The sequence below is a fragment of the Micromonospora sp. URMC 107 genome (assembly GCF_051386315.1).
In the GTDB taxonomy this organism is placed as follows: domain Bacteria; phylum Actinomycetota; class Actinomycetes; order Mycobacteriales; family Micromonosporaceae; genus Micromonospora.
In genome coordinates, this window is the sequence record NZ_JBPQTK010000092.1 from 1 (window position 1) to 24,813 (window position 24,813).

The following is a 24,813-nucleotide window of genomic DNA, read 5'->3' on the forward strand; positions in this document are numbered from 1 at the left end:
CACCTTGATCACCCGTGCCGGTCCGACGGCACGGGTGATCAAGGTGGGGGCATTCTGCCGCCCGCGGGCGACAAACACGCCGCCGGCGACGGGCGCGGGCACCGGGCCGCGGAAGGTTGTCGGTGGGCCCCGATAGCGTGATCCACGTCGGAGAGAACCCCTTCCCCACCGGAGTGAGCCATGCCCGTCGACCGTGAGAAGCCGCTGCTCAGGGTGGTGCTGACAGACGTCAACGCGAAGGTGGTGCAGGCGTGGCGGGCGGCCTTCGCCGACACGCCCGAGGTCGAAATCCACCAGGGCTCGATCCTCACCCGGCGCGTCGACGCCTGGGTCAGCCCGACCAACTCCCGGGGGCGGATGGACGGCGGCGTCGACGCGGTCATCAAGCGGCATCTCGGGGCGGGGATCCAGCTGCGCGTCCAGCGGGCGATCCGCGACCAGTTCGGCGGGTCGTTGCCGGTGGGCAGCGCCGTCTGCGTGCCGTCGGGGGCGACCGACCCCAGGTTCCTGATCTCGACCCCGACCATGGAGCAGTCGGCGCAGAACGTGAGCGAGACGCTGAACGTGGCACTGGCGTGCGCCGCCGCGTTCCAGGCCGTCCACGCCCAGAACGATAGGGAGCCGGGCAGCATCGCCTCGGTGGCGCTGGTCGGCATGGGCGCGGCGACCGGGCGGGTGCCGGCACGGGTCTGCGCCAACCTGATGTGGACCGGCTACACGCTGTTCAACGACCACCACTTCCGCGACTACGACGACCTGCGCAGGACCATCTGCGAGCAGCTCGACGACATCGGCAGCCGCCCGAAGGACGAGCGCGTGCGGGTGACGGTGCCGACGACGCCCGGCTCCCGCCGGTCACGAGGCTGACGCGGCCGAGCCGCGGGCGGGGCGCGTCCGCCGCGTCGGGGCCGTCTCCCGCCCCGACGGTTCCGGACGCTCGACGCGGGCGGGGTCGCCGCGGACGAGTTCGTCGTGGATCCGCCACCGGGCGGTGACGACGGCGCGCTCCGCGGTCTCGTCGCCGTGCGCGAGGCGCTGCCGCAGCAACTGCAGGGCGAGGCGGCGGTTGAGGCTGAACAGCCGTTCGGTGTCGACCACGACGACGATGCCGGAGGGACGGTGGGTGGCCCGCACCGCCGTGCTGGCCTTGTTCCGGTGCTGGCCGCCGGGGCCGCCGGTGCGGCAGGGCACGATGTCCACGTCCGCCTCCGCGAACGCGGTGGCCGGGCTGTCGAGCTGGCACGGTCGGGCGACGACGTACCAGTTCTTCCGGCCGGTGCTCGCCCGGTAGGGGCTCGGAGCCTGCCAGCACAGGGTGCCGGTCCACGAGGCGGCGAACGCCTCCGCGTCGCCGCCGGAGATCCGGACCAAGACCGATCGGTAGGTGTCGGGCCGGTCACCGGGCACGCTGTGGACCCGGTGGGTGGTCACGCCCCGTCGGGCGGCCTCGGCTTCCAGGCGCCGCAGCAGCCGGGCCAGCGCCCAGGCGCACTCCTGCGGGCCGCGCCCGGCGGACATGAGCAGATGGAGGCTCACGGCTTGCCCCGCCTGCGGCGGTCGTCCCGGCGGTCCGGTCGGGCGGTGGGCCCGACGTCGGGCGTCTTGTAGGTGACCAGGGGGACCGTGGTGGCCACGGGCGTGGCCAGGTCGTGGTCGACGAGGTCGGCGATCACCCGTTCGATGCGCTTGTAGGCCGTGGGCGCCTCCTCGAAGAGCAGTTGACGGTCGCCGCACACCACCAGCGACCCCACCGGGGTACGCCGCAGTTCCTCCACGGTGTGCTTGGCCCGGCTCCGACGCAGGGCGTCGGCGTGGGACATCTTGCGGCCCGCGCCGTGCGCCACCGAGTGGTTGGCGTCCGGGCCGGCGTGGGCGGCCACCAGGTAGGAGGGGGTGCCCCGGGTGCCCGCGACGAGCACGTCGCGGCCGTCGCCCGGCGCCGCGCCCTTGCGGTGCAGGTAGGCCCCGTCGCGGACCTCCACCAGGTTGTGGCACTGGTCGACGACGGGCTCGGTGGGCTCGGTCCCCAGGGCGTGGGCGACCCGGGCGGCCAGCAGCCGCCGGTTGAGCGAGCCCCACCGTACGGCCTCGTCGTGCGCCGCCAGGTAGGCCGCCGGATCAGGGGCGGGGCCCGCGCCGTGGGCCTCGGTGTGCGCCCGCAGGATGCGCTCGCCCAGCCCCCGGGAACCGGAGTGGACGACGAGCACGAGGTCGCCGGCGTCGAGCCCGAGCCGGCTCGCGTGGCCCGGCTCGAAGACCGTCCCGACGCGCGCCAGCTCGACGAAGTGGTTGCCCCGGCCGACCGTCCCGAGCCCTTCGGCGTGACCGGCGGGAATGTCGCCCGCCACGACGGCCCAGGCGGGGTCGTCGGCATCGGCCTCCGGGTCGAGCGGGCGGTCGAGGTCGGGGAACCGGGCGGCGAGCCGTTCCGGCACGGCCCGCTTGAGCCGGATGGGGAACACAGCGATGCCGCAGCCGATGTCGGAGCCCACCAGGAACGGGTACAGCACGGTCGACGCCATGGCGGCGCCGATGGGGGCGCCCTTGCCCGGGTGCAGGTCCGGCATGGCGGCGACGTGGATCATGCCGTCGAGGGCGGCCACCTGCTGGCACTGGGCGAGGGCATCGGATTCGATCCAGCTGGTGGGGGAGGCGAACACGGCGACGGTGGCCGGGGCGGACCGTCGCGGGGGCTGGTGCTGAGACAAGGACGCTCGCTTCTCGCGGAAACGGGAACGGACGGACGGACGGCATCACGACACCGCTCGGTGCCGCGCGCCTCGATGCCGGGGGTGCTGCCCGTCAGAACGTCATGGACGCACGATGGCGGAGTCGCCCGGGGTGCGGCAAACGATTATCCGCCGCGTCAGGCGGTGGGCAGGGCGCCGAGGCGGTGCAGCAGTTGCCGGCCCAGCGGCAGGCGCTTGTCGGCGTCGCCGTCCGCGCGGATGTCCACGTTCAGCGCGAAGCAGTACAGCCGGTCGCCGCGTTCGACCCAGCCGACCCACCATCCGGTGCCCGGGTCGGTGGCGTCCGTCTGGCCGGTCTTGCCGTGGAGGGCGTACCCGGCGGTGCGCTCCAGGCGCAGGATGTCCCGGACGGTGGCCTGGTGCCCCCGGTCGGCCGGCAGCTCGCCACGGGCCAGCCGGGCCAGCCACCGCGCCTGCTCGTCGGCCGAGATCTCCAGCGGCCCGCGCAACCAGAACTGGTCCACCACCGGCCCGACCTGGCCGTTGCCGTAGCCGAGCCGGCGCAGCCACTCCCGCTCCCGGTCCGGGCCGATGCGGCGGGCCAACTCCTGGAACACCGGCACGTTGGAGACCCGGACCGCGTCGCGCAGCCCCATGTCCCGCTCCCAGGCGGAAACGCGCTGCGGCCGGCCGCCGTACGGGACCTTCTCCCGCTCGTCGCGCACCACGCCGGTCTCCAGCGCGATCAGACTGTGCGGGATCTTGAACGTCGAGGCGGGGACGAGCCGGCGTTCGGCCCGCTCCCGGTCGACCATGACGACGCGGCCGGCCGTCACGTCGTACAGCACGAAGGTGCCCCGGAGGCCGGCCTGCCGGAACAGCCCCGCCAGGTCGTCGCGGGTCTCCACCGTCGGCGTGCCCGGCGTGGGGGACGGACCCGTGCCGGCGGTGGCGGACGCGGCGTCGGCCGGCGGGGGCTGCGGAGGCTTGTTCCCGGTGCAACCGGTCGCGCCGGCCAGCAGGAGCAGGGCGAGCGCCGCCGCGCCGGCGGCCCGCCGCCGGGAGCGGGCGGGCGGCCCGCTCGGGCCGGCCGCCGTCGGCCCCGCGGCCGGGCCCCGCGTCCGCAGCTCGAAGATCACCTGCCACCGCCCCCGCCCGTGCCGGCACCGACGCCTCAGTCAAGCACGTGCCGGGCGGGTACGGCGCCGCCCGGCCGTCCGCACCGCCGGTCGGCTCACGGTCGGGGCCGGGTACCCGGTCCCGACACCCGCAGGTGCCGGTCCAGGCTCGCGACCAGCGCGTCCGCACCGGCGGGAACGACGTCCTCGGCCCAGCTCCGCAGCGCCCGCAGGAACCCGGTCAGGTCCACCTGGACGCCGTCGACGAGTCTCGTCAGCTCGTCGACGGGGACGTCCACCCAGGAACCGCCCTGCTCGTCCGCCCAGACCCGGAGCGTGCCGCCCGGCCGGCGCTCCACCCAGGGGTCGGGATCGTGGCCCAGGTCCGGCGAGGCGCCCGCCGGGATCCGGTACCACTCGCGCCAGTCGTTCAGGTCACTGCAGCAGCCCGGGTCGACCCGCGCCCCGGTGCCCGGGTCGGTGAGGCGCAGGCCGCCGGGCACCACCAGGGCGCCAGGCTCCGGGCCGGCCGCCGCCACCGGCAGCACGGCGGTCAGCGGATCGTCGTCCCCCGGCCACACCGTGCGGTCGTCGAGGTGGTTGTACGCCGCGATCCGGGCCACGGCGGCGCCCACCTCGGCGGCGGTCAGGGCACCGGAGAGCGCCAGCCACGGCCCGACGTCGGCCACCGGCCAGGACGGGAGGGGGTCGAGGGGACCCACCTCGAGGACCGGCTGGAGCAGCGGCAGGTGGCGTGCGGAGGCGGGCCGGAGCGGCCCGGCGCCCGGCTCCGTCACGGCGCCGTCGCCCCGACCACGGCGGCCACGTCGGCCGGCAGCGGGTACGGGCGCTCCGGGGGCAGCAGCGCCTCGGCGGCGGCGTCGTCGCCGGCGTCGAGCGCCGCGCGTACCGCGTGGGCGGTCGGGGTCACGTCGGTGAGGCCGACCAGCCACTCGTCGACGTAGCGCCGCACCGCCTCGCCGGAGAGCCCGACCTGGAGGGACCGGTGCGGCAGCGGGGCCAGGCGCAGCGACCGCTCCGGGTCCCACTGCACCCGCACCGGGCTGGCCCGTAGCCGCCGCGACCAGGTCTCCCGGTCCGGGTGGCGGTCGCGGTCGAAGCTGCTCAGGCACGAGTTGGCCAGCGCCCACTCGAAGCCGGCGCGGGTGATCTCGACGGCCAGCACCCGCTCCTGCCCGGGCTTCGTGGCCCAGCCGCAGCGGTACATCATCCAGCGGAACGAGGGCTTGATCCAGGTCATCCGTTCCCGCCTGAACGGCGGCACGAAGCGGCCGGCGGCCAGCGCCGGGCGGGCGATCTCCGGCGGGTACGCCTGGTACACGGTCACGGTGTCGGCGGTGTGACGGGCACGGACCTGGTGGAGGGGAACCGGCATGGCGCCGATCCTGACCGACCACCCGGGCCCGGTCCACCGGATTGTCCCGCCCGGGCCGGCGCCCGCAGCGGGGGATAGGCTGCCGGTCGTGGCAGGACTTCTCAGGAGCGTGGCGGCCCGCATCGGCGGCGTCATCCCGTCGCCGCGCCGGCCCCGGCCCGGCCCGGCGCAGGTCGCCCGCCCCCGCCAGGTCGCCGCGTTGCAGCGCCGGCAACTGGCGTACGCCCCGGAACTCGACGGGCACGCCGACCCGGGGGAGATCGTCTGGACCTGGGTGCCGTACGAGGACGACCCCCGCCAGGGCAAGGACCGCCCGGTGCTGGTGGTGGGCCGGCACAGCCGGACGCTGTTCGGGCTGATGCTGTCCAGTCAGAGTGAGCGCGACGGCCAGCGGCACTGGCTCGCGCTCGGCCCGGGCGAGTGGGACCGGGACAACCGGCCGAGCTGGGTGCGGCTGGACCGCGTGCTGACCATGCGCGAGGACAGCATCCGCCGCGAGGGCGCGGTGTTGGACCGGGCCCGTTTTGACCGGGTCGGGCAGGCCCTGCGCGCCGGCTACGGCTGGCGCTGACCGTCAGGCCGGCTCGCGGCTCGGGCCGACCCCGGCGGCGCGGGCGTCCGGCGGCGGGTACGGCTGCTCGGCCAGGAGCCGGGCCAGGTGCGCGCTGTTGAGCGCCAGCGCCCTCGTGGTGCGTCCCGTGGTGTCGGGCTTGGGCCGGGCGTCGATGTAGTCCACCTTGTGCAGCGCCTCGCCGACCCAGTAGGTGGCACCCGCCGCGGGGCAGGTGAAACCGACCTCGTTGAGGGCCTGCTGCACCTCGCCGATGGTGTGGTGCGCGCCGTCCTCGTTGCCGACGACCGCGACCCCGGCCACCTTGCCGTAGGTGAGCAGCCGGCCCTCGGCGTCGGTCTCGGAGAGCTCGGCGTCGAGCCGTTCGAGGACCATCTTGCACACGGCGGAGGGCTGGCCGAGCCAGATCGGCGTGGCGAGGACGAGGATCTGCGCGGCCATCAGCCTGGACCGGATGGCGGGCCAGCCGTCGCCGTCGCCCTCGTCGGTGGAGACCCCGAACCGCACGTCGTGGTCGACGACGCGGACCAGGTCGCCCGCCACGCCCTGTGCGGCGAGGGCGTCGAGCACCTCGCGCCCGAGCACCTCGGCGCTCGACGGGGCGGGGGACCGCTTGAGGGTGCAGTTCAGGACCAGGGCCCGGATGCTCGCCACGGTGTTTCCCCTCTCGGCCGGCGCGGCGCTGACGCGGCCGGCATACCCGGCAACCGGCGCGAGACACGTCCAGACGCGTCGTGGCGGGGCCGGTGGTGGATGGCGCTCAGCACTCCGCCAGGTGGGCGGTGTCGACGAGCTGCCGGGGCGGGCGGGCCACCCCGAGGCTCTTGGCCCGGTACATGGCGGCGTCGGCCCGGTCCAGGGCCTCGGTGAGCTGCGCCGGCCCGGTGACGGGGGCGAGCCCGACGGAGGCGGTCACCCGGACGCTGAGCCCGCCCAGCGGGATCGGCGCGGCGAGGCTGTCGCAGAGCCGCCGGGTGGCGTGCTCGATCCACCGCCGGTCGATCGTCGGGCTGGCCAGCAGCCCGGCGAACTCGTCGCCGCCGAGCCGGGCGACCAGGTTGTCCCCGGCGAAGGCGGCGAGCCGTTGGCCGACGCTGACCAGCACCTGGTCGCCGGCGGCGTGCCCGTAGCGGTCGTTGATCTGCTTGAAGTCGTCGAGGTCGAGCACCACGGCGATCAGCGGCTGCCCGGCCGCGTCGGTGAGCAGCGTGGCGGCCAGGCGGTAGAACGCGCGGCGGTTGGGCAGGCCGGTGAGGGGGTCGTGGCTGGCGGCGTGCCGCTCGGCGGCGAGCTCGGCCTGGAGGTGCCCGATCTCAGCCTCGGCCTGGATGGCGCGCCGCCGCAACTGCCAGGAGGTGACGAGCGCCCCGGCCGCACAGATGCCGGACGCGATGGTCATCGGATCCGGCACGAGACCTCCCATCACCACGTGTCTGCGCCCGGCGCGCGGCGGTCCGCACCCACGCCCGGGTCCCGTCCTTCCTGGTGGCAGCCCAGGTGGGGTGACTCTGAGTGAACAGATGGGAACCGTTCACGTGCGTTATCATGCTCGCTGTCCGATGCAGATGCAATAGCAGATGCACGTGCAGGAAGCCCTTCGTCGATGCCGTGCGCCCCTGAGCAGGCACCACTGCCCGGCGTCGCCGGGGCTCGCGAGAGAAAGACGTCCATGCAGCAGCCTCCGAACGGCGTTCCCACCACCCAGCTGCCCCCGCTCGACTGGCAGAAGAGCCGCCGGAGCAACCCCAGCGGCAACTGCGTCGAGCTGGCCGAGCTGCCCGGCGGCGCCGGCATCGCCCTGCGCAACTCCCGGCACCCCGAGGGGCCGGCGTTGATCTACACGGTGGACGAGATCGCCGCCTTCGTGCTCGGCGCCCGCGACGGCGACTTCGACAATCTGATCGCCTGACCGCGTCCGGCCGACGGACGAACTGTCCGCACCGAGGAAGTTCACCTCACTCACGGTTCATGGCATGCTTACACGTCGGCCGCGCGGGGGTACCTGGCCGGCACGAACCGCATGTGGAGGTCGGCTGTGACGGTGGGTCCCGCCGAGGGCGGTCCGGGGACCGGCCCGACCGTGCTGCGCATGTTGCTCGGCGCCCAGCTGCGCCGGCTGCGCGAGTCCAGCGGGGTGAGCCGGGAGGGCGCCGGCTGGGAGATCCGCGCCTCGGAGTCGAAGATCAGCCGGATGGAGCTGGGCCGGGTCGGCTTCAAGGAGCGCGACGTCGCGGACCTGCTCACGCTCTACGGCGTCACCGCGCCCGCGGAGCGGGAGGCGCTGCTCAAGCTCGCCCGCGACGCCAACAGCCCGGGCTGGTGGCACCGCTACGGTGACGTGCTGCCGAACTGGTTCCAGTCGTACCTGGGCCTGGAGGCGGCCGCCGCGCTCATCCGCAGTTACGAGGTCCAGTTCGTCCCCGGTCTGCTCCAGACCCGGGAGTACGCCCGGGCGGTGGTGCTGCTCGGGCACGGGCGCGCCGCGCCGGCGGAGATCGAGCGCCGGGTCGCCCTGCGCATGCAGCGGCAGCGGTTGCTGCACCGCGAGAATCCGCCGCAGCTCTGGGCGGTGGTCGACGAGGCCGCGCTGCGTCGGCCGATCGGCGGCCCGCGGGTGATGCGCGAGCAGGTGGCGGCGTTGATCGAGGCGACCAAGTCGCCGAACATCCGGCTCCAGGTCATCCCGTTCGCCGCCGGTGGGCACGCCGCCGCGGGCGGGGCGTTCACCATCCTGCGCTTCGGCGACCGGGAGCTGCCCGACATCGTCTACATCGAACAGCTCACCAGCGCGCTCTACCTCGACAAGCGCGACGACCTCGACTACTACGCGGTGGCGATGGAGCGGCTCTGCGTGGAGGCCGAACCGCCGGAGCGTACGCCGGAGATCCTCGGCGGGATCCTGGACGACCTCTACCCGGGGTGACCGCCGCGGGGCCTCGCCCGGAGGGCGGTGCGGCTACCATGGTCGCCGACCGGCGACAGTGGACGGACGCCCCCGGTCGCGGGCGGCGCAGAGTCGTGGAGGCTGCCTTGACCACCGATGCCCCGGGTACGACGACCGGCCCCGCCCACCCGAGCGACCGCATCGACACCTCGGTGGCCCACCCCGCCCGCCGGTACAACTACTGGCTCGGCGGCAAGGACAACTTCCAGGCCGACCGGGACTCCGGCGACGCGGTGGCGGCGTCCTTCCCGACCATCCGCACCGCCGCCCTGGAGAACCGCCGTTTCCTCCAGCGGGCGGTGCGTCATCTCGCCCGGGAGGCGGGCATCCGCCAGTTCCTCGACATCGGCACCGGCATCCCGACCGCCGACAACACCCACGAGGTCGCCCAGGCGGTCGCCCCCGAGTCCCGGGTGGTCTACGTCGACAACGACCCGATCGTGCTCGCGCACGCCCGGGCGCTGCTGACCAGCTCCCCCGAGGGCGCCACCGCCTACATCGACGCCGACCTGCGGGACCCGGAGCGGATCCTGCGCCACCCCGACCTGCTGCGCACCATCGACCTGTCCCGGCCGGTCGCGCTGATGCTGGTCGCGATCCTGCACTTCGTCGGCGACGACGACGACCCGTACGCCGTGGTCGGCCGGCTGCTCGACGCGCTGCCGTCCGGCAGCTACCTGGCCGCCTCGCACGCCACCCACGACCACCTTCCCCCGGAGGTGGCGCAGGAGGCGAAGGCGGCGGCCCGGGGCGGCAGCCCGCACGGCCTGATCAACCTGCGCACCCGGGCCGAGTTCGCCCGGTTCTTCGACGGGCTGGAGCTGGTGGAGCCGGGCCTCACCTCGGTCGCCGACTGGCGGGCCGAGGACGCCCCGCAGCCGCGCCCGTCGGCGGCCGAGATCAGCATGTACGGAGCGGTGGCCCGCAAGCCCTGACCGCCCGTCTCCGACCACCCCGTCCGGCCCGACCGGGCGGGGTGGTTTCGTTGCGCCCGCCGTGCGGCGTTGACGAGGGCGGCCCCCGCCGCCTAGTCTCTGTATCGATCCAGTCTGAATCGATGCAGAGGAGACGCGGTGAAGCCGACCCTGCAGGCCGTCGCGGACGCCGTCGGCGTGTCCCGCAGCACCGTCTCCAACGCCTACAGCCGGCCCGACCAGCTCTCCGCCGCGCTGCGCCAGCGGATCCTCGACGCCGCGCGGCAGCTCGGCTACCCCGGCCCCAACCCCACCGCCCGGTCGCTGCGGCGCGGCTACGTCGGCGCCATCGGGGTGCTCTTCGAGTCGCGGCTGTCGTACGCCTTCACCGACCCCTTCGCGGTCCGCTTCCTGGCCGGCGTCGCCGAGGCGGCCGAGCGGCACGGCACCAGCCTGCTGCTCGTGCCGCTGCCGGCCGACGAGGCCGCCGCGCGGCGGGCGGTGGAGAACGCCGCCGTCGACGGCTTCTGCGTCTACTGCGTGGGCGACGAGGGCTGGGTCGTCGACGTGCTGCGCGAGCGCAACCTGCCCGTCGTCACCACCGCTCCCCGCGACGACGCCGGCCCCGACGACCGTTACGTCGGCATCGACGAGCGGGCCGCCGCCCGGGCCGTCGCCACGCACGTGGCGCAACTCGGGCACCGGCGGGTCGCCCTGCTCGGCGACGGCGTCCGGCCCGGCGCGGCCCCGGGCGAACTGCGCCTCGCCGGCGTGGCCGACGTCGCCCACCCGACCACCCGGGCACGGCTCGCCGGGTTCGCCGACGCCTTCGCCGAGGTCGGCGTCGCCTGGTCCGAGCTGACCGTGCTCGCCGCCACCGACAACAGCCGGTCGGCCGGGGCCACGGCCGTCGCCGACGCCCTCACCGCCCCCGAACCGCCCACGGCGGTGCTGGCCTGCGCGGACGTACTCGCCCTCGGCGTCCTCGACGCCCTCGCCGAGGCCGGCCGGCCGCCCGTCTCGGTCACCGGCTTCGACGACATCGCCGAGGCCGCCACCGCCGGCCTCACCACCGTGCGGCAACCCGCCGAGGAGAAGGGGCGCATCGCCGCCCGACTCCTGCTCGACCCGCCCGCCGATCCGGCGGCCGGCCACGTCCTGCTGCCCACCGCACTCGTCGTCCGGTCCACCACCGGACCCGTCCCAAGGAGCTGACCATGGAACAGCCCACCGGCTTCGTCCTCGCCGTCGACGCGGTGACCCGGCACGTCAACTCCGCCCGGCCGGACGCCCCCGTCCGCCTGGAGCGGCCCCGCGTCGCGCCGCTCGCCCCCACCCGGCTGATCGCCGCCGACGTCCTGCGCCGGCTCGCCGACCGGATCCAGCCGGCACCGGTCGCCGGCGCGCCGCGCTGCTCCTGACCGTCGCCGCGTGCCGGCCGTCGCCGCCCGACCCGCGACGACCGGCACGCGGCTGGTGGCCGCGCCCGCCGGCAGGGCAGACTGAACGGCTATGTCGCCGTTCTCGCCCACCCTGCGGTTGCACGACCGGTACGTCCTGCGCGAGCGCATCGGTCTCGGCGGGATGTCCGAGGTGTGGCGCGCCGACGACGAGGTGCTGCACCGCCCCGTCGCGGTCAAGGCCCTCACCCGGGAGTTCGCCACCGACCCGCAGCTGCGGGCGACCATCCAGCGCGAGGCCCGCGCCGCCGCGCGGCTCACCCACCCGCACGTCACCCAGGTGTACGACTACGGCGAGGCGAGCCTGGGCGGCGGCGTGGTCGTGCCGTACCTGGTGATGGAGCTGGTGGAGGGGCGCAACCTCGCCGACCGGCTCGCCGCCGGCCCGCTGCCGTGGCCGGAGGCCGTGCGGGTGGCCGGTCAGGTCGCCGCCGCGCTCGCCGCCGCCCACCGCATCGGCGTGGTGCACCGCGACGTCAAGCCCGGCAACGTCATGCTCACCGAGACCGGCGCCAAGGTGCTCGACTTCGGCATCGCCGCGCTCGCCGGGCCGCACCACCCGCGCGCCGGGCAGACCGGCGAGCTGCTGATGGGCACCCCCGCCTACTTCGCCCCGGAGCGGATGCGGCCCGGCCCGCCGGACCCGGCCAGCGACGTCTACGCCCTCGGGGCGCTGCTCTACCGCACCCTCACCGGCCGGGCCCCACTGCCCGTACAGACCTGGGAGGACGCGCTGGAGGTGCACGCCGGGCACCCGCCGGTGCCGCCCCCGCGGGTCCCCGGGCTGCCGGCCGACATCGCCGAGCTGACCCTGGCCTGCCTCGCCACCGACCCGGCGCGCCGGCCGAGCGCGGCCCAGCTCTCCGCCCGCTTCGGCGCGGGGGCCCCGGCCGACCCGGCCACGGCCATCCTGCCGACCCTGCCCGCCGGCGCGGCGCACCCGCCGACCCTGATCGACCGCTCGCCGCCGCCGGACCCGAGGCCCGTCGGCGCCGGCCGCGCCGGGGTGCCGTACCCCGCCCCGGTGGGCGGGCGGCAACCCGTGGCCGGCCGCGCCGCCCCGACCCGTGGGCCGGGGGCGCCCCGGGACAGGTCCCTCACCGTGCTGGTCGCCGTCGGCGTCGCGCTGCTCGTCGGGCTCGTCGGGGCGCTCGTCCTCGGCGACGGTCCGGGCCCGCCACCGGTGGCGGCCCCCGCCACCGGCACGCCGGCCGGGGACCCGATCTCGGCCGAGCCGACGCCGCCACCGGCCACCACCTCGGCCCCGCCGCCGGTGACCACGCGGCCCGACCCGGTCGGCCTGCGGCAGATCGCCGCCGAGTTCGCCGCGGTGCTCGCCTGGGCGCAGGCCCGCGGCGAGATCGACCGCAAGACGGTCGAGGGGCTGCGGGACAAGCTCGCCGAGCTGAGCCGGGGCAAGCCGAAGGACCGGGCCAAGCGGGTCGAACAGCTGCGGGAACGCCTCGCCGAAGCAGCCGAGGAGGGGCAGCTCCCGCCCGACACGGCGGCCCGCCTCGACGCCCTGCTCGACCGCGTCGACACGACGTCGCGCGACGACGACGACGATGACTGAGGCGGCTCAGCCGACCTCGACCACGGACCCCTGCTCCACCCGACCGCCTCGCACCACCTGCGCGTACGCGCCCACGCACGGCTGCGGGCCCAGCTGCGGCAGCGGCGCGACCCGGTTGAGGCGGGCCGGGACGCGCAGCGCCTCGGCCCGCCGGGGGAGCGACCCGTGCGCCAGGGTCGGCACGGCGCAGCGCGGGGTCGGGGCGAGCACCCGCAGCACCAGCTCGGGACCGATCAGCAGCTCACGGCCGACCCAGTCGTTCTCGGCGAAGCCGTCCACGTCGACGTCGAGCACGAGGTTGGGCCGGTAGCGGACCGCCTCGACGGTGCCGCCCGGAAGCGCGGCGGCCACCCGGGCCAGGGTGGCCGTGGTGACCAGGTGCACCGGGGCGAAGTCGAAGAAGGTGCCCGGCGCCGCCGCCCCGAGCGGGTTGGCGTCGACCGGGACCTCGCCGGCGACACCGGCGGCCAGCACCGCGTCCGGGTCGGCCCGGTCCAGGACCGCCCCGGCGGGCGGCCGGTCGATCAGCGTCACCGGGACGTCGAGCACCCGGGAGAGCACCTCGTCGACGTCGGGGTCCGCGCTGGACAGGGCACGCCCGTCGGGCAGCGTGATCCGTATCGCGTCGGGTGCGGCGCCGGCCGCGCGGAGCGTGAGCAGGGCGCGCCAGAGCCGGGGGTGCTTCGCGCTGGCCACTCGCCCGGTGTCCCGGTGCCGCAGGGCCAGCCGCCGGTCGCCCGCCACCCCCGCCGGGCCGACGTCGGCGGCGGGCAGCCGCTCGCCCAGCATCGACTTAACCGGGTAGCGCCACAGCTGCGCCAGCCGGCCGGTCACCGTGCCGCCGTCCCTCGGCGGGAGGCCGCGACCCGGATCGGGGCCGCGCCGGCGTACCTGGTGTGCGTCGTCACGTACGCCAGGGTAGTGAGGTTGCCGGAACCCGGCCGCCCCGGCGGACGCGGCGGGCGGCCCCGACGACCGGGCCGGACCGGGACCCGGGCGGGGGGACCGGCCGGTGGCCGCCCGCCGCGGCGCTACCTGGCCAGGAGGGCGCGCAGGGTCCCGACGACCTCGGTCGGCGCCTCCTCGGCCATGAAATGACCGCAGGTGACGGTTCGGTGCTCCAGGTCCGGCGCCCAGGCCCGCCACAGCCCGGCCGCGTCGTAGCCGAGGGCGGCGCCCCAGTCCTGCTGCAGCACGCTCACCGGCATCCGCAGCGTGGCGCCGGCGGCCCGGTCGGCGCGGTCGTGCTCGACGTCGATCCCGGCGGAGGCCCGGTAGTCGGCGACGATGGAGGCGACCGCCTCCCGCGACGCCCGCAGGTACGCCGCCCGCACCTCGGCGGGGATGGCGTCCGGGTTGCGGGTCCAGGCGTCGAGGAAGTGGCCGAAGAAGGCGTCCGGGCTCGCCCCGATCAGCTGCTCGGGCAGGCCCGGCGGCTGGGCCATCAGGTAGAGGTGGAAGCCGACGGCGGCGGTGGTGCCGCGCATGACGTCCCACATGTCGAGGGTGGGCAGCACGTCCAGCGCGGCGAGGTGGGTGACCGCCCGGGGATGGTCCAGGCCGGCGCGGACGGCGACCAGGGCGCCACGGTCGTGCCCGGCGAGCGCGAACCGCTCGTGCCCCAGCGCCCGGGCGAGCGCGACGACGTCGGCGGCCATGGTCCGCTTCGAGTACGCGGTCCCGTCCGGGTCGGCCGGCTTGTCGCTGTCGCCGTAGCCCCGCAGGTCCGGGCAGATCACGGTGTGGTCGGCGGCGAGGTCGGCGGCGACGTGCCGCCACATGAGGTGGGTCTGCGGGAAGCCGTGCAGCAGCACGATCGGGCTGCCGGAGCCGGCGACGGCCGCGCTGAGCGTCACGCCGTCGGCGACGGTGACGCGCCGGCGGTCGAATCCGCTGATCGTCGGGTTCATGGTGGGCCTTCCTGTGGCGCCGCCCTCGCGGCCAATGTGGTGGTCCGGGGACCACGTCGTCCGGCACCGAGCGTGCCCGGTGGCGATCAGCGCCCGGTCAGCAACGGATGAGCGGCGCGCGGACCCGGCCGCGGGCGCCTGCCCGCCGGGACCTGCCTAGATTGGTGCCATGACCAGGCAGCCGGCGGCGGACGCGGTGGCCTTCGGCGTGCTGGGGCCGGTGCGCGCGGTGCGCGACGCCGGTCCCGTCGCGCTGAAGGGCCCCCGCCACCGGGCCGTGCTGGCCCGCCTGCTCGTCGCCCGGGGCCGGGTCGTGCCGGTCGAGCGGCTCGTCGGGGACCTGTGGGAGACGCCCTCGGACGGCGCGGTGGGGGCGATCCGGACGTTCGTCGCCGACCTGCGCCGCATCCTGGAACCGGGCCGGGCACCCCGGCAACCGGCCCGCCTGCTGGTGACCGCCCCGCCCGGCTACTCGCTGCGCGCGGCTCCGGACGCGGTGGACGCCTGGCGGTTCGAGGCGGCCGTCGGCGAGGCCGGCGAGCTGCTCGCGGCGGGCGGCGCCGCGCCCGCGCTGGGCCGCCTGGACGACGCTCTCGGCCTGTGGCGCGGTCCGGCGTACGCGGAGTTCGCGGGGGAGCCCTGGGCCCGCGCGGAGATCGACCGGCTCGACGAGCTGCGGATGCTGGCCGTCGAGCGGCGGGCGGAGGCGCTGCTGGCGCTCGACCGGGCCGCCGAGGCCGCCTCCGGACTGCGGGCCCAGACCACCGACCACCCGCTGCGGGAGGACGCCTGGCGGCTGCTGGCCACCGCCCTCTACCGGTCGGGTCGCCAGGGTGAGGCACTGGCCGCGCTGCGGCAGGCCCGCGCCACCCTGGTCGCGGAGCTCGGCGTGGATCCGGGCCCCCGGCTGCGTCGACTGGAGGCGGACATCCTCGCCCAGGCGCCGGAGCTGATCCCGCCCGGGACGGTCGCCGAGGTGAGCACCCCCGCGCGGACCGTCGCGGTGGCGCCGCCCGACGAGCGCCCGTTCGTGGGCCGGGACGAGGAGCTGACCGCCCTGCGGCAGGCCGCCGCCCACGTCGCCCGGCAGGGCACGCCCGGGTTCGCCCTCGTCTCCGGTGAGCCCGGCGCGGGCAAGACGGCGCTCGCCGACGCCCTCGCCCGGGACCTGGCCGCCGCCGGCTGGACGAGCGCGTGGGGCCGCAGCCCCGAGTACGAGGGCGCTCCGGTCGCCTGGCCGTGGGCCCAGATCACCGCCGCGCTCACCGCGTCCGCCCCCGGTGCCGCGCAGCCGGAGCCCGACGGGGCGGGCCCGGAGGCGGACCCCGCGGTGGCCCGCTTCCGGCTGCGCCGCGCCGCCGCCTCGCTGGTCTCGGCGGTGGCCGACCGGGGGCCGGTGCTGCTCGTCGTCGACGACCTGCACCGCGCCGACGCCGACACCCTGGACCTGCTGACCGCCCTGGTCGGCGAGCCGGAGCCGGTGACCGGGCCGGTGCTGATCGTCGGCACGTACCGCACCGCCGAGATCACCCCGGAGCTGACGGCCGCGCTGGCCCGGATCGCCCGCCTCGAACCGGTCCGGGTGCACCTGGGCGGTCTGGCCGAGCCCGCGACCGGCGACCTGGCGCGCAGCGCCGCCCGGCGGGACCTGGACCCGCCCGTGGTGCGCCTGATCCACCAGCGCAGCGGCGGCAACCCGTTCTTCGTCCGGGAACTGGCGCGGTTGCTCGCCACCGGGGACAGCGCGGCCCCGCACGAGGTTCCGGCGGGCGTACGCGACGTCATCCGCCATCGGCTGACCGGGCTGCCGGACGCGGCACGGACCCTGCTGCGGCAGGCGGCCGTGCTCGGCCGGGACGTCGACCCGGACGTGCTGGTCGCCCTCGCCGGCGATGCCACCGGGGTCCTCGACAACCTGGACCTGGCCCTGGCGGCCGGCTTCCTCACCGAGCACGGCGCCGGCGGGCGACTGCGGTTCACCCACATCCTGGTGCGCGACACCCTCTACGGCGACCTGTCCGCGCCCCGCCGGGCTCGCTGGCACGCCGCCGCCGGTGAGGCGATCGAGCGGCTGCACCCGCGGGACGTCGCCGCCCTCGCCCACCACTTCGCCCTCGCGGCGAGCCGCGCCACCGCGCCCCGCGCCGCGCGCTACGCCAGGGCGGCGGCCGAGCGGGCCGAACGGCGCTTCCACCCGCACGAGGCGGCCCGCCTGTGGCGGCAGGCGCTCGCCGCCCACGACCGGGCCGGCGACGGCGACGTACGCGGGCGGCTGGACGCGGTCATGGGGCTGGGCCGCGCGCTCGCCGTCACCGGCCACCTCGACGAGGCGCGACGGCTGCGGTCCACGGCGCTCACCACCGCCGCCGGGCTCGACGACGCCACCCTGACCGAGGGCGTCCTCACCGCCTTCGACGTCCCGGCCGTCTGGACCCGCAACGACGACGAACACCTCTCCCGCCAGGTCGTCCGGGCCGCCGAGCGGACGCTGGCCGCGCTCGGCGACGACGAGCCGCGACGGCGCAGCCGGCTGCTGAGCACCCTCGCCCTCGAACTGCGCGGCACCACCACCGACCGTGGTCATCGGGCGGCGTGCGAGGCGGAGGCGATCGCCCGGCGGCTGTCGCACCCGGCGCTGCTCGCCCACGCGCTCAACGCCCGCTTCCTGCACACCTTCGGCCGGGCCGGCCTCGCCGCCGAGCGCGCCCGCATCGGCGCCGAGCTGGTCGAGCTGGCCGACCGGCACGGGCTGGTGAGTGTCGAGGTCCTCGGCCATCTCGTCCTCCTCCAGGCGCGCTGCGCGCTGGCCGACCTCAGGGCCGCGGACGCGCACGCGGCCGCCGCCGACCGCCTCGCCGAGCGGTACGACCTGCCGCTGGTGGGCGTCTTCACCGGCTGGTACGCCGCCCTGCGACTGGCGATCGACGGGCACCCGGACGAGGCGGAGGCCGCCTACCGGGCGGCGCAGGCCCGGCTCACCGGCAGCGGGATGCCCGGCATGGAGCGGGGCCTGCTCGCGCTGGCGCTGCTGTGCCTGCGGCCGTCCGCGCCGCGGGAGGAGGGCGTCGCCGGGGCCGGGGCGGACTTCGGGCCGTACGAACCCTGGGCGCGTCCCCTGGTCCTGCTCGCCGCCGGCCGTCGCGGCGAGGCCGCCGCCGCGCTGCGCGTCCTGCCGGACTCGCCGCACGACCTGCTGCGCGAGGCCCGGATCTGCCTTGCCGCCCGCGCCGCCCTCGCCCTCGACGACCACGCCACGATGCGGCGGGCGTACGCCGCGCTCGCCCCCGCCGCCGGGGAGCTGGCCGGCGCGGGCAGCGGCGTGGTGGCCCTCGGCCCGGTGGCGGGGCACCTCGCCGACCTCGCCGCCGCGCTGGGGCGGCCCGACGAGGCCGCCGCGCACCGCCGGACCGCCCGCGCGGTCGCCGCGCGGGCCGCACGGTAGAGAGGCGGGCGGCCCTGCGGTCTGCCCACCCGGGCGTCCGCCGAACGGGAGGGCCGGCCCCGTGGCGGACTCCCAGGATCGGTTCGTAGCGTGTGAGCCATGATTCGTACCGCGCACGCCCTGCTCGCCTCCGGCTCCACCACCGCGGAGGCCGCGCCGCCCGAGGACGGACTGATCGGCTTCGTCATCGGCCTGGTCGAGCGGCTCGGCGGCCCCGGCGCGGGTCTGGCCGTGGCCCTGGAGAACCTCTTCCCGCCGATCCCCAGCGAGGTGATCCTGCCGCTGGCCGGTTTCGTCGCGGGCCAGGGCCGGATGAGCGTGGTCAGCGCGATCTTCTGGACCACCCTCGGCTCGCTGCTCGGCGCCCTCGCGCTGTACTGGATCGGCGCCGCGCTCGGCCGGGAGCGGGTGCGGGCGATCGCGCAGCGGCTGCCGCTGGTCAAGCTCAGCGACGTGGACCGCACCGAGGAGTGGTTCCTGCGGCACGGGGTGAAGGCCGTCTTCTTCGGCCGGATGATTCCGATCTTCCGCAGCCTGATCTCCATCCCGGCCGGCGTGGAGCGGATGCCGGTGTGGACCTTCGCGGTCTACACGACGCTCGGCAGCCTCATCTGGAACACCACCTTCGTGATGGCCGGCTACCTGCTCGGCGACAACTGGCACCTGGTGGAGGGGTACGCCGGCGTGCTGCAGAAGGTCGTCATCGTCGCCTGCGTGGCCGCCGCCGGCTGGTTCGTGGTCTCCCGGATCATCCGGGCCCGGCGCGGCGCGGCGGAGGCCGTCGAGCCCGCCCCGCTGCCGTACGCGCCGGACCCGACGGGTCGGGGCACGATCTACCGCAGCGCCTACTCCGACGGGCAGGCCCCGGACCGCGGCCTGTCGCGCTGAGCCGGACGTAGCCAGGGCCGGTGCCACCACGCCCGGTCCGGATCCCGTCGGTGACCCCCTCGGGACTCTCGGGCGGGGACCGTCCAGCCCCGACCTGCCGGGTCACCCGAGTCGGCCGGGCGGTGGCGCGTCGACGGTCCCGCCGACGGTCGGCGAGCGCGCGTGCGTCCGGCCGACGCGACGACTGTCGTGAGAGGACAGTCGTACCCCTATCGACCCCTATTCATGTAATAAGGAAACCTTGCGGAACGCTATCCTCTGGCTACTTCGCTGAACTCCGATGGCACGTTCGTCCGACGGAGAGGATCGCCATGTCGTTGCCCACCATCCGCCCGGCGCTGAGCGTGGTGATGCCGACCTATCAGGATCCGCAGTGCCTCGCGCTGACCCTGCGGGCGCTGACCCGGCAGACCCTGCCGCCGGAACGCTTCGAAGTGATCGTGGTCCGCGACGGTGGCTCGTCCGACGGGTACGCCCAGGCTCTCGCCGAAGGCGCCGGCCTCCGCCTGCGGATGCTGGAGCTCCCCCGGCGCAAGGGCCGCTCCGTCGCCCGCAACGAAGGAGCGCGCCGTGCCTCCGCGCCCGTGCTGGTCTTCCTCGACGCCGACTCGTGGGCGGTGCCCGACCTGTTGGAGAGGCACCTGGCGTGGCACAGCACCCCCGGCAACGCGGCGGTGCTGATCGGCCGGCGGGACGAGATCGGCCTCGCGGACCTGCCCGCCGTGCTGGCCGGGGAGTCGCACACGATCGCGCGGGCCTTCCCACACGGTGGCGACCTGCGGTTCGCGACGGGACTCCCGGACGACGACGGCGCCTGGCTGCGGGCCGGCTGGGTGGTCGCCTACACGCACAACATCTCACTCGCCACCTCGCTCTTCGCGCAGGTCGGCGGTTACCGCGAGGCGTTCGGCCTGAGCTACGGCGTGGAGGACGTCGAGCTGTTCTACCGCGTGGACCGGAGCCTGCCGGACGGCGTCAACTTCGGCTACGACGACGAGGCCCGGGTCGTCCACCTGCCGCACCACAAGAACATCACCCGCAACTGGATGGAGATGAAGGCCAACTTCCAGCAGGCGGCCAAGACGTACTCCTGCCTGGAGTGGGAGTTCCTCACCGCGGTCATGGGGTACGAGGCGATCCGGCGGATCCTGCACTACCGGGCGCTCATCGACGAGTGCGTCGAGCGGTCGGCCTGCGCGATCGGGCCCGCGGCCGCGCGCCTCGCCGGCCAGTTGCGGGGACCCAGGGTGCTCTGGATAGGCACCGGCCGCGCCGAGTCGGGGCTGCCCGCCTCGGCGCTCACCTTCGACTACTCCGCACCCATCGGGCCGACCAACTTCCACCTGCTCGGCGTCGCCCCGCCCATGCCGCCGGGCAGCCTGGACGCGGTGGTCAGCGTCGACTTCTGGCGATACCTCCTGTGGCCGGAACTCTGCCAGTTCATCTCCGCCTCGGTGGCGCTGGCCGGTGAGGTCCACCTGGTGGCCACCGCCGATTCGACGCCCGGGATGTGCGCCGCCGACCCGCAGACGCTGGACTACCTGCGCCAGGCACAGGCCGCCGAGTACGCGGCCGAGCTGCGCGCGGTCGAGGGGCTCGGCGACGTGCTGACGTTGCGGGCCCGCCGGCCCGTCACCAGCGCCGCGCGCCGCACGCCCGGCCCGGTCGCCGCCAGGGCGTGACCCACGGCACCGGCGCCGGGGCGCTCCCCGGCGCCGGGCTGGTGGATCGACGGTGCAGCCAGGCCCGCCGCAGGTGTCCCGGCCCCGTCACGCCGCGCCCGGATCCGCCGCAACAGACGGAAAGGCGAACATGAAGCGCGTACTGCTGTCGACCCTCGGGTCGCGCGGCGACGTCCAGCCCCTGGTGGCGCTGGCGGCGCGGCTGAAGGCTCTCGGCCTGCAGGTCCGCCTCTGCGCCCCGCCGGACTTCGCCCGGTGGGTGGCGACCTTCAAGATTCCCTTCGTGCCCGTCGGCCCGCCCTGGCGCAGGTCCGCGGCGCCCAGGCCGCGCGCCGCGCCCCGTCCCTCGCCGGCGCAGGTACGTCAGCTGGCCGCGTCCTCCATCGGCATCCAGTTCGAGGTGCTGTCGGCGGCGGCCCGGGACTGTGACGTCCTCGTCGCGTCGACCGGCCTGCAGATCGCCGCCCGTACCGTGGCGGAGAAGCGGGGCATACCGTACGTCTTCGCGGCGCTCTGCCCGGCGGCCCTGCCCTCACCACACCACCCGCCACTGCCGCTGCCACTGCTCGGGCAGGCGCCGCCGCCCGCGTCGGCCGACAACGACGAACTGTGGGCCGCCAACCTGCGGCAGGTCAACGACACCTTCGGCGTGCCGCTCAACGCGCTCCGGGCGGGATTGGGACTGGCCCCGGTCGACGACGTCAGCGACCACATCCACACCGACCAGCCGTGGTTGGCCACCGACCCGACGCTGGCGCCCTGGCCGGACGCCGCCGGCACGGCCGTCTATCAACCGGGCGCCTGGCTCCTGCCGGACGAGCGGCCCCTGCCCACCGAGTTGAGGACCTTCCTGGACGCCGGTGGACCGTGCGTCTACGTCGGATTCGGCAGTGTCGCCACGCCCCCCGGCCTGCTGGAGACGGCGATCCGGGCGGTGCGCGCGGTCGGCTGCCGTCTGGTCGTCTCGCGGGGCTGGGCGCCACTCACGCTCACCGACCGGGCACCCGACTGCCTGGTCGTCGGCGAGGTGAACCAGCAGGCGCTGTTCAAGGAGGTGGCCGCGGTGATCCACCACGGCGGCTCGGGCACCACGACCACGGCCGCGCGGGCCGGGACGCCACAGGTCGTCATACCGCAGGTCTACGACCAGCACTACTTCGCGCGACGCGTGTCCGCGCTCGGCATCGGCACCGCACACCCCGGCGCGGTACCGACCGCCGAGTCGCTGACCGCGGCTCTCGGCGCCGCGCTGCGGCCCGAGGTGGCGGCCCGCGCCCGCGCGTTCGCCGCCGTCATCCGCGCCGACGGGGCGCAGGTCGCCGCGCAGCGGTTGACCGCCACCCTGCCGGCCTGAGCCCCCTGGCGCCGGCGGATCACCCGCCGGGTGCCGGCGGTGCGCGGCACCTCGGGCCGTGAGCCGGTGCCGGGCTCCGCCACGCCGGGCGTCGGCGGGTACGGCGGCGGTACGGGATCGGTACCCGCCACTGGTGTGCTCGCCCCATGCGAGTACGGAGAACGACCGGGCCGCTGCGGCGGGGCTGGTGGGCGGCCCTGGCCGTCGCCGCCGCGCTCGTGGCCGCGTCGCCCCTGACCGGGTCGTCGGCCACCCCGCCGTCCCCCGGCCCCGCGCCGGTCCCCCCGGTCGCGGTCACCGCCGACGACCGGCGCGTGCTGGACCGGGCCGAACAGCTCCTGACCAGGGAGTGCATGAACCGTGCGGGCTTCCAGCTGTGGCTGGGCCCGCCGAAGCGGACGGACGAACCGCGCGTGTTCCCGTACGTCGTCGACGACGTCGGGTGGGCCCGGGCGCACGGGTTCGGCACGGACCTGATCGAGGCGGCGAACGCCCGCCGGCTCACCGACCCCAACCAGCGGTACTTCGCCGCCCTGCCCCGGGACCGGCGCGCCGCGGCGCTGGTCGCGCTCAACGGCGCCCGCCCGGAGGGCCTGGAGGCGCGGCTGCCGTCCGGGGGCGTCATCCGGCACAGCGCCGAGGGCTGCACCGCGCAGGCGTGGCAGCGGCTCTACGGCGACCTGGCCGCCTGGTACCGCTCGAGCAAGGTGGTGGCCCAGCTGGCGTCCCTGCGGGAGCGTCGGGTGCTCGCGGACCCCGCCTGGACGGCGGCGCTGCGGCCATGGTCGCAGTGCCTGCGGCAGCGGGGGTACCCGGTCGACACGCCCGGGCAGTTGCGCGAGCACGTGGCCGACCGGGGACGCGCGGCCGAGGTCGCCGCCGCCGTCGCCGAGGCGCGGTGCGCCGAGGGCGGCCTGGCCGCCACCGCCCGGGCCCTGGACGCCCGGCACGACGCGGACCTGGCGGCGGCCCACCGCCAGGACGTGGCGACGCGGGACCGGCTCGAACGGGCGGCGCTGCCCCGGGCCCGGGCCGTCGTCGCCGCATCCGAAGACCGATGACCGGCCCGGCGACCGTCGCCGGGCCGAGAAGGAGGAACAGATGAAACGCCTGTACACGCTCATGGCGGGCGTCGCGACGCTCGTGACGCTGCTGGCCGTCGCGCCGGGCACCGCGTCGGCGACGCCCGGATTCGCTCCGGCGGCGGCCCGGTCCGGCCCCGCGGCGGCGGCCGAGCCGGACCGGGACGGCCCCGCCGAACACGTCGAGCTGCCCTACAAGGCCCCGGCGGTCGCCGGGACGGCCGGCCGGGCGGGGTCCACCGCCGGCAGCACCTCGGCCGCCGAGGCCGACGGCTGGTTCTACGCCTACGAGCACGCCAACTTCCAGGGCAAGTGGTGCGCCTGGGAGGGAACGGAGAAGAACTGGGGTAACGCGGGCGGCGGTGGGACCGGCGGCCGGTGGGACTGCGGCGGATACTACGGCCTCGACAACATGGCGACCTCGGTCTGGAACAACGGGTTCTACGTCCCGGAGGTCAGCGCGGTACACATGCACGTCGAGACGTTCTACCGGGGCGGCCGGATGTGCCTGGACCACGGCGACTACTGGCAGGACTTCACCCTCGGCTGGGAGGTGTTCAACGACGGCACCCCGGCCGACAACGAGATCAGCTCGCACTACTGGGGCGGGCCCTGCGTGTGACGGCGGACCGGGGGGGGGCCACACGGCCCCCGCCCGGGTGCTCCGGCCGCACGGCGCAGGCACACGCGCGGCGCAGCCCTTCGGCGCGCTCGCGCTCGTACGCCCGGACCAGGCCGTCGAGCCGGTAGGTCGCCCCGTCGTCGTCGACCACGTCGAGCAGGCCCGCCTCGGCCAGCGCCTCGGCGAGGTCCTCGGCCAGGTCGGGCGGCACGTCGAGGCGGCGGGCCAGCTCGGCGGGTCCGAAGGGGGCGTACGGCAGCAGCGCCGCGACCCGCAGGGCCCGCCGCAGCGGCGCGTCGAGCGCCGAGTGGTCGCGGGCCAGGCTCGCCCGCACGTCGAGGTGGGCGGCGGCCAGCTCGTCCAGGCGCCGGCCGGGGTCCCGCAGCCGCCGGACCATTCGGCCGAGCCGCCAGCGTGGCCGCGCGGCCAGCCGTACCCCCGCGATCCGCACCGCGAGGGGCAGGTGCCCGCAGCGGGCCACCAGCAGGCGCGCGGCGGCCGGCTCGGCGGCGACCCGGTCGGGCCCGGCGGTGCGCGACAGCAGCTCCACGGCGTGGCGCGCCGGCAGTGTCCCCAGCCGGTGGCGGTCCGCCCCGGCCAGCACCCCCAGCCGGGCACGGCTGGTGACCAGCACGGCGCACCCCGGGACGCCCGGCAGAAGCGGGGCCACCTGCGCCTCGGCCCGCGCGTCGTCCAGCACCACCAGCAGCCGCCGGCCGTCGAGCAGGCTGCGGTAGCGGGCCCCACGCTCCTGCGGCGACGCCGGCAGGCTCGCCTCCTCGACGCCCAACGCCCGCAGGAACCCGCCCAGCACCTCCGCCGGATCCCGGTCGCCGAGTTCGGCGAAGAGCTGGCCGTCGGGGAATCGCCCGGCGAGCGCGTGCGACACCTCCAGCGCGAGCGCCGTCTTGCCGGTCCCGCCGCGACCGTGCACGACCGCCACGGGGCGCGGACCACCCGTCAGCGCGGCGCGGAGGGCGTCGACCTCCGCCCCGCGCCCCACGAAGTCCGCCACCGGCGGCGGCAGTTCCGCCGGCCTGCCGACCACCGGCCGGGTGGCCGGTGGGACCGACCAAGCGTGCGGCGGCGGGGTGGTCGGCGAGCTGACCGGGCTGGTGCGACGGTATCCACTGCGGGAGCGGCTGCGCGGCCAGCTCATGCTCGCCC

Annotated in this window: 24 protein-coding genes; 14 read left to right on the top strand and 10 right to left on the bottom strand. The window is 76.3% G+C overall.

What is annotated here, in order from left to right; all coding sequences use genetic code 11:
- Positions 1-180 precede the first annotated feature (180 nt).
- Positions 181-867: a macro domain-containing protein gene (locus ACSNN9_RS19970; protein WP_436674857.1), complete on the top strand. Its 687-nt coding sequence runs from the start codon at positions 181-183 to the stop codon at positions 865-867.
- Here the strand turns inward: ACSNN9_RS19970 and prfH are convergent.
- The 5 genes from prfH to ACSNN9_RS19995 form a co-directional block, all read right to left on the bottom strand.
- Positions 856-1,536: a peptide chain release factor H gene (gene prfH, locus ACSNN9_RS19975; RefSeq protein WP_436674858.1), complete on the bottom strand. Its 681-nt coding sequence runs from the start codon at positions 1,534-1,536 to the stop codon at positions 856-858. The two genes, ACSNN9_RS19970 and prfH, sit on opposite strands and share 12 nt — an antisense overlap.
- A complete protein-coding gene (locus tag ACSNN9_RS19980; protein ID WP_436674859.1) occupies positions 1,533-2,708 on the bottom strand; it encodes an RNA ligase RtcB family protein in 1,176 nt (391 codons plus the stop codon). Before ACSNN9_RS19980 ends, prfH begins: the two co-directional genes overlap by 4 nt.
- Before the next feature lie 158 nt (positions 2,709-2,866).
- Positions 2,867-3,829, bottom strand: a complete 963-nt coding sequence (gene blaOXA, locus ACSNN9_RS19985) for a class D beta-lactamase (protein WP_436674860.1) — start codon at positions 3,827-3,829, stop codon at positions 2,867-2,869.
- Between the two features lie 95 nt (positions 3,830-3,924).
- The gene (locus ACSNN9_RS19990; RefSeq protein ID WP_436674861.1) at positions 3,925-4,605 is read right to left on the bottom strand and encodes a hypothetical protein; all 681 of its coding nucleotides are present in this window, start codon (positions 4,603-4,605) and stop codon (positions 3,925-3,927) included.
- Entirely contained in the window at positions 4,602-5,204 is a 603-nt protein-coding gene (locus ACSNN9_RS19995) for a DUF4291 domain-containing protein (protein ID WP_436674862.1), read from the bottom strand. The genes ACSNN9_RS19990 and ACSNN9_RS19995 overlap by 4 nt, the downstream gene beginning before the upstream one ends.
- Before the next feature lie 88 nt (positions 5,205-5,292).
- Between ACSNN9_RS19995 and ACSNN9_RS20000 the strand changes: the two genes are divergently transcribed.
- Entirely contained in the window at positions 5,293-5,775 is a 483-nt protein-coding gene (locus ACSNN9_RS20000) for a type II toxin-antitoxin system PemK/MazF family toxin (protein WP_357881217.1), read from the top strand.
- Positions 5,776-5,778: 3 nt separating this feature from the next.
- Here the strand turns inward: ACSNN9_RS20000 and ACSNN9_RS20005 are convergent, their stop codons facing one another.
- Entirely contained in the window at positions 5,779-6,429 is a 651-nt protein-coding gene (locus tag ACSNN9_RS20005; protein WP_436674863.1) for a flavodoxin family protein, read from the bottom strand.
- A gap of 106 nt (positions 6,430-6,535) precedes the next feature.
- Positions 6,536-7,186, bottom strand: coding sequence for a GGDEF domain-containing protein (locus ACSNN9_RS20010; RefSeq protein ID WP_357881210.1), 651 nt, complete (start codon positions 7,184-7,186; stop codon positions 6,536-6,538).
- A gap of 258 nt (positions 7,187-7,444) precedes the next feature.
- Between ACSNN9_RS20010 and ACSNN9_RS20015 the strand changes: the two genes are divergently transcribed.
- The 6 genes from ACSNN9_RS20015 to ACSNN9_RS20040 all read left to right on the top strand — a co-directional run bounded on the left by ACSNN9_RS20015 (position 7,445) and on the right by ACSNN9_RS20040 (position 12,666).
- Positions 7,445-7,684, top strand: a complete 240-nt coding sequence (locus ACSNN9_RS20015) for a DUF397 domain-containing protein (protein WP_358087868.1) — start codon at positions 7,445-7,447, stop codon at positions 7,682-7,684.
- Positions 7,685-7,810: 126 nt separating this feature from the next.
- Positions 7,811-8,698 (top strand): helix-turn-helix domain-containing protein, encoded by an 888-nt coding sequence (locus ACSNN9_RS20020; protein ID WP_436674864.1) that lies wholly within the window; start codon positions 7,811-7,813, stop codon positions 8,696-8,698.
- A gap of 107 nt (positions 8,699-8,805) precedes the next feature.
- Positions 8,806-9,654 carry an SAM-dependent methyltransferase gene (locus ACSNN9_RS20025; RefSeq protein WP_436674865.1) on the top strand — a complete coding sequence of 283 codons (849 nt, stop codon included), beginning with the start codon at positions 8,806-8,808 and terminating at the stop codon, positions 9,652-9,654.
- A gap of 138 nt (positions 9,655-9,792) precedes the next feature.
- Complete coding sequence (locus tag ACSNN9_RS20030; RefSeq protein ID WP_436674866.1) at positions 9,793-10,848, top strand: LacI family DNA-binding transcriptional regulator; 1,056 nt, start codon at positions 9,793-9,795, stop codon at positions 10,846-10,848.
- Between the two features lie 2 nt (positions 10,849-10,850).
- Positions 10,851-11,054 (top strand): hypothetical protein, encoded by a 204-nt coding sequence (locus ACSNN9_RS20035; protein ID WP_436674867.1) that lies wholly within the window; start codon positions 10,851-10,853, stop codon positions 11,052-11,054.
- A gap of 91 nt (positions 11,055-11,145) precedes the next feature.
- Positions 11,146-12,666 (top strand): protein kinase domain-containing protein, encoded by a 1,521-nt coding sequence (locus ACSNN9_RS20040; RefSeq protein WP_436674868.1) that lies wholly within the window; start codon positions 11,146-11,148, stop codon positions 12,664-12,666.
- A 6-nt stretch (positions 12,667-12,672) separates the two neighbouring features.
- On the opposite strand, the gene ACSNN9_RS20045 is transcribed toward ACSNN9_RS20040, so the two are convergent.
- Both ACSNN9_RS20045 and ACSNN9_RS20050 read right to left on the bottom strand, forming a co-directional pair.
- Positions 12,673-13,500: an MOSC domain-containing protein gene (locus tag ACSNN9_RS20045; protein ID WP_436674869.1), complete on the bottom strand. Its 828-nt coding sequence runs from the start codon at positions 13,498-13,500 to the stop codon at positions 12,673-12,675.
- A gap of 197 nt (positions 13,501-13,697) precedes the next feature.
- Positions 13,698-14,576, bottom strand: coding sequence for an alpha/beta fold hydrolase (locus ACSNN9_RS20050; RefSeq protein WP_436674870.1), 879 nt, complete (start codon positions 14,574-14,576; stop codon positions 13,698-13,700).
- A gap of 169 nt (positions 14,577-14,745) precedes the next feature.
- Here ACSNN9_RS20050 and ACSNN9_RS20055 point away from each other — a divergent pair, with 169 nt between their 5' ends.
- The 6 genes from ACSNN9_RS20055 (at position 14,746) to ACSNN9_RS20080 (ending at position 23,646) form a co-directional block, all read left to right on the top strand.
- On the top strand, positions 14,746-18,018 hold the full coding sequence (locus ACSNN9_RS20055) for a BTAD domain-containing putative transcriptional regulator (protein ID WP_436674871.1): 3,273 nt from the start codon (positions 14,746-14,748) through the stop codon (positions 18,016-18,018).
- 99 nt (positions 18,019-18,117) lie between these two features.
- Positions 18,118-18,906: a DedA family protein gene (locus tag ACSNN9_RS20060; protein WP_436674872.1), complete on the top strand. Its 789-nt coding sequence runs from the start codon at positions 18,118-18,120 to the stop codon at positions 18,904-18,906.
- Between the two features lie 311 nt (positions 18,907-19,217).
- Complete coding sequence (locus ACSNN9_RS20065; protein ID WP_436674873.1) at positions 19,218-20,588, top strand: glycosyltransferase family 2 protein; 1,371 nt, start codon at positions 19,218-19,220, stop codon at positions 20,586-20,588.
- Between the two features lie 130 nt (positions 20,589-20,718).
- The gene (locus ACSNN9_RS20070; RefSeq protein ID WP_436674874.1) at positions 20,719-21,942 is read left to right on the top strand and encodes a glycosyltransferase; all 1,224 of its coding nucleotides are present in this window, start codon (positions 20,719-20,721) and stop codon (positions 21,940-21,942) included.
- A gap of 146 nt (positions 21,943-22,088) precedes the next feature.
- Positions 22,089-23,003: a hypothetical protein gene (locus ACSNN9_RS20075; RefSeq protein ID WP_436674875.1), complete on the top strand. Its 915-nt coding sequence runs from the start codon at positions 22,089-22,091 to the stop codon at positions 23,001-23,003.
- Between the two features lie 40 nt (positions 23,004-23,043).
- Positions 23,044-23,646 carry a hypothetical protein gene (locus tag ACSNN9_RS20080; protein WP_436674876.1) on the top strand — a complete coding sequence of 201 codons (603 nt, stop codon included), beginning with the start codon at positions 23,044-23,046 and terminating at the stop codon, positions 23,644-23,646.
- Here the strand turns inward: ACSNN9_RS20080 and ACSNN9_RS20085 are convergent.
- The gene (locus ACSNN9_RS20085; protein WP_436674877.1) at positions 23,612-24,694 is read right to left on the bottom strand and encodes an NB-ARC domain-containing protein; all 1,083 of its coding nucleotides are present in this window, start codon (positions 24,692-24,694) and stop codon (positions 23,612-23,614) included. The two genes, ACSNN9_RS20080 and ACSNN9_RS20085, sit on opposite strands and share 35 nt — an antisense overlap.
- Positions 24,695-24,813: the final 119 nt, after the last annotated feature.

Bases quoted from the DNA above. Each gene is read 5' to 3' on its own strand.
- ACSNN9_RS19970 (WP_436674857.1), top strand. From the start codon at position 181: ATGCCCGTCGACCGTGAGAAGCCGCTGCTCAGGGTGGTGCTGACAGAC.
- ACSNN9_RS19995 (WP_436674862.1), bottom strand. From the start codon at position 5,204: ATGCCGGTTCCCCTCCACCAGGTCCGTGCCCGTCACACCGCCGACACC.
- ACSNN9_RS20015 (WP_358087868.1), top strand. From the start codon at position 7,445: ATGCAGCAGCCTCCGAACGGCGTTCCCACCACCCAGCTGCCCCCGCTC.
- ACSNN9_RS20035 (WP_436674867.1), top strand. From the start codon at position 10,851: ATGGAACAGCCCACCGGCTTCGTCCTCGCCGTCGACGCGGTGACCCGG.
- ACSNN9_RS20040 (WP_436674868.1), top strand. From the start codon at position 11,146: ATGTCGCCGTTCTCGCCCACCCTGCGGTTGCACGACCGGTACGTCCTG.
- ACSNN9_RS20050 (WP_436674870.1), bottom strand. From the start codon at position 14,576: ATGAACCCGACGATCAGCGGATTCGACCGCCGGCGCGTCACCGTCGCC.
- ACSNN9_RS20055 (WP_436674871.1), top strand. From the start codon at position 14,746: ATGACCAGGCAGCCGGCGGCGGACGCGGTGGCCTTCGGCGTGCTGGGG.
- ACSNN9_RS20060 (WP_436674872.1), top strand. From the start codon at position 18,118: ATGATTCGTACCGCGCACGCCCTGCTCGCCTCCGGCTCCACCACCGCG.
- ACSNN9_RS20065 (WP_436674873.1), top strand. From the start codon at position 19,218: ATGTCGTTGCCCACCATCCGCCCGGCGCTGAGCGTGGTGATGCCGACC.
- ACSNN9_RS20070 (WP_436674874.1), top strand. From the start codon at position 20,719: ATGAAGCGCGTACTGCTGTCGACCCTCGGGTCGCGCGGCGACGTCCAG.
- ACSNN9_RS20075 (WP_436674875.1), top strand. From the start codon at position 22,089: ATGCGAGTACGGAGAACGACCGGGCCGCTGCGGCGGGGCTGGTGGGCG.
- ACSNN9_RS20080 (WP_436674876.1), top strand. From the start codon at position 23,044: ATGAAACGCCTGTACACGCTCATGGCGGGCGTCGCGACGCTCGTGACG.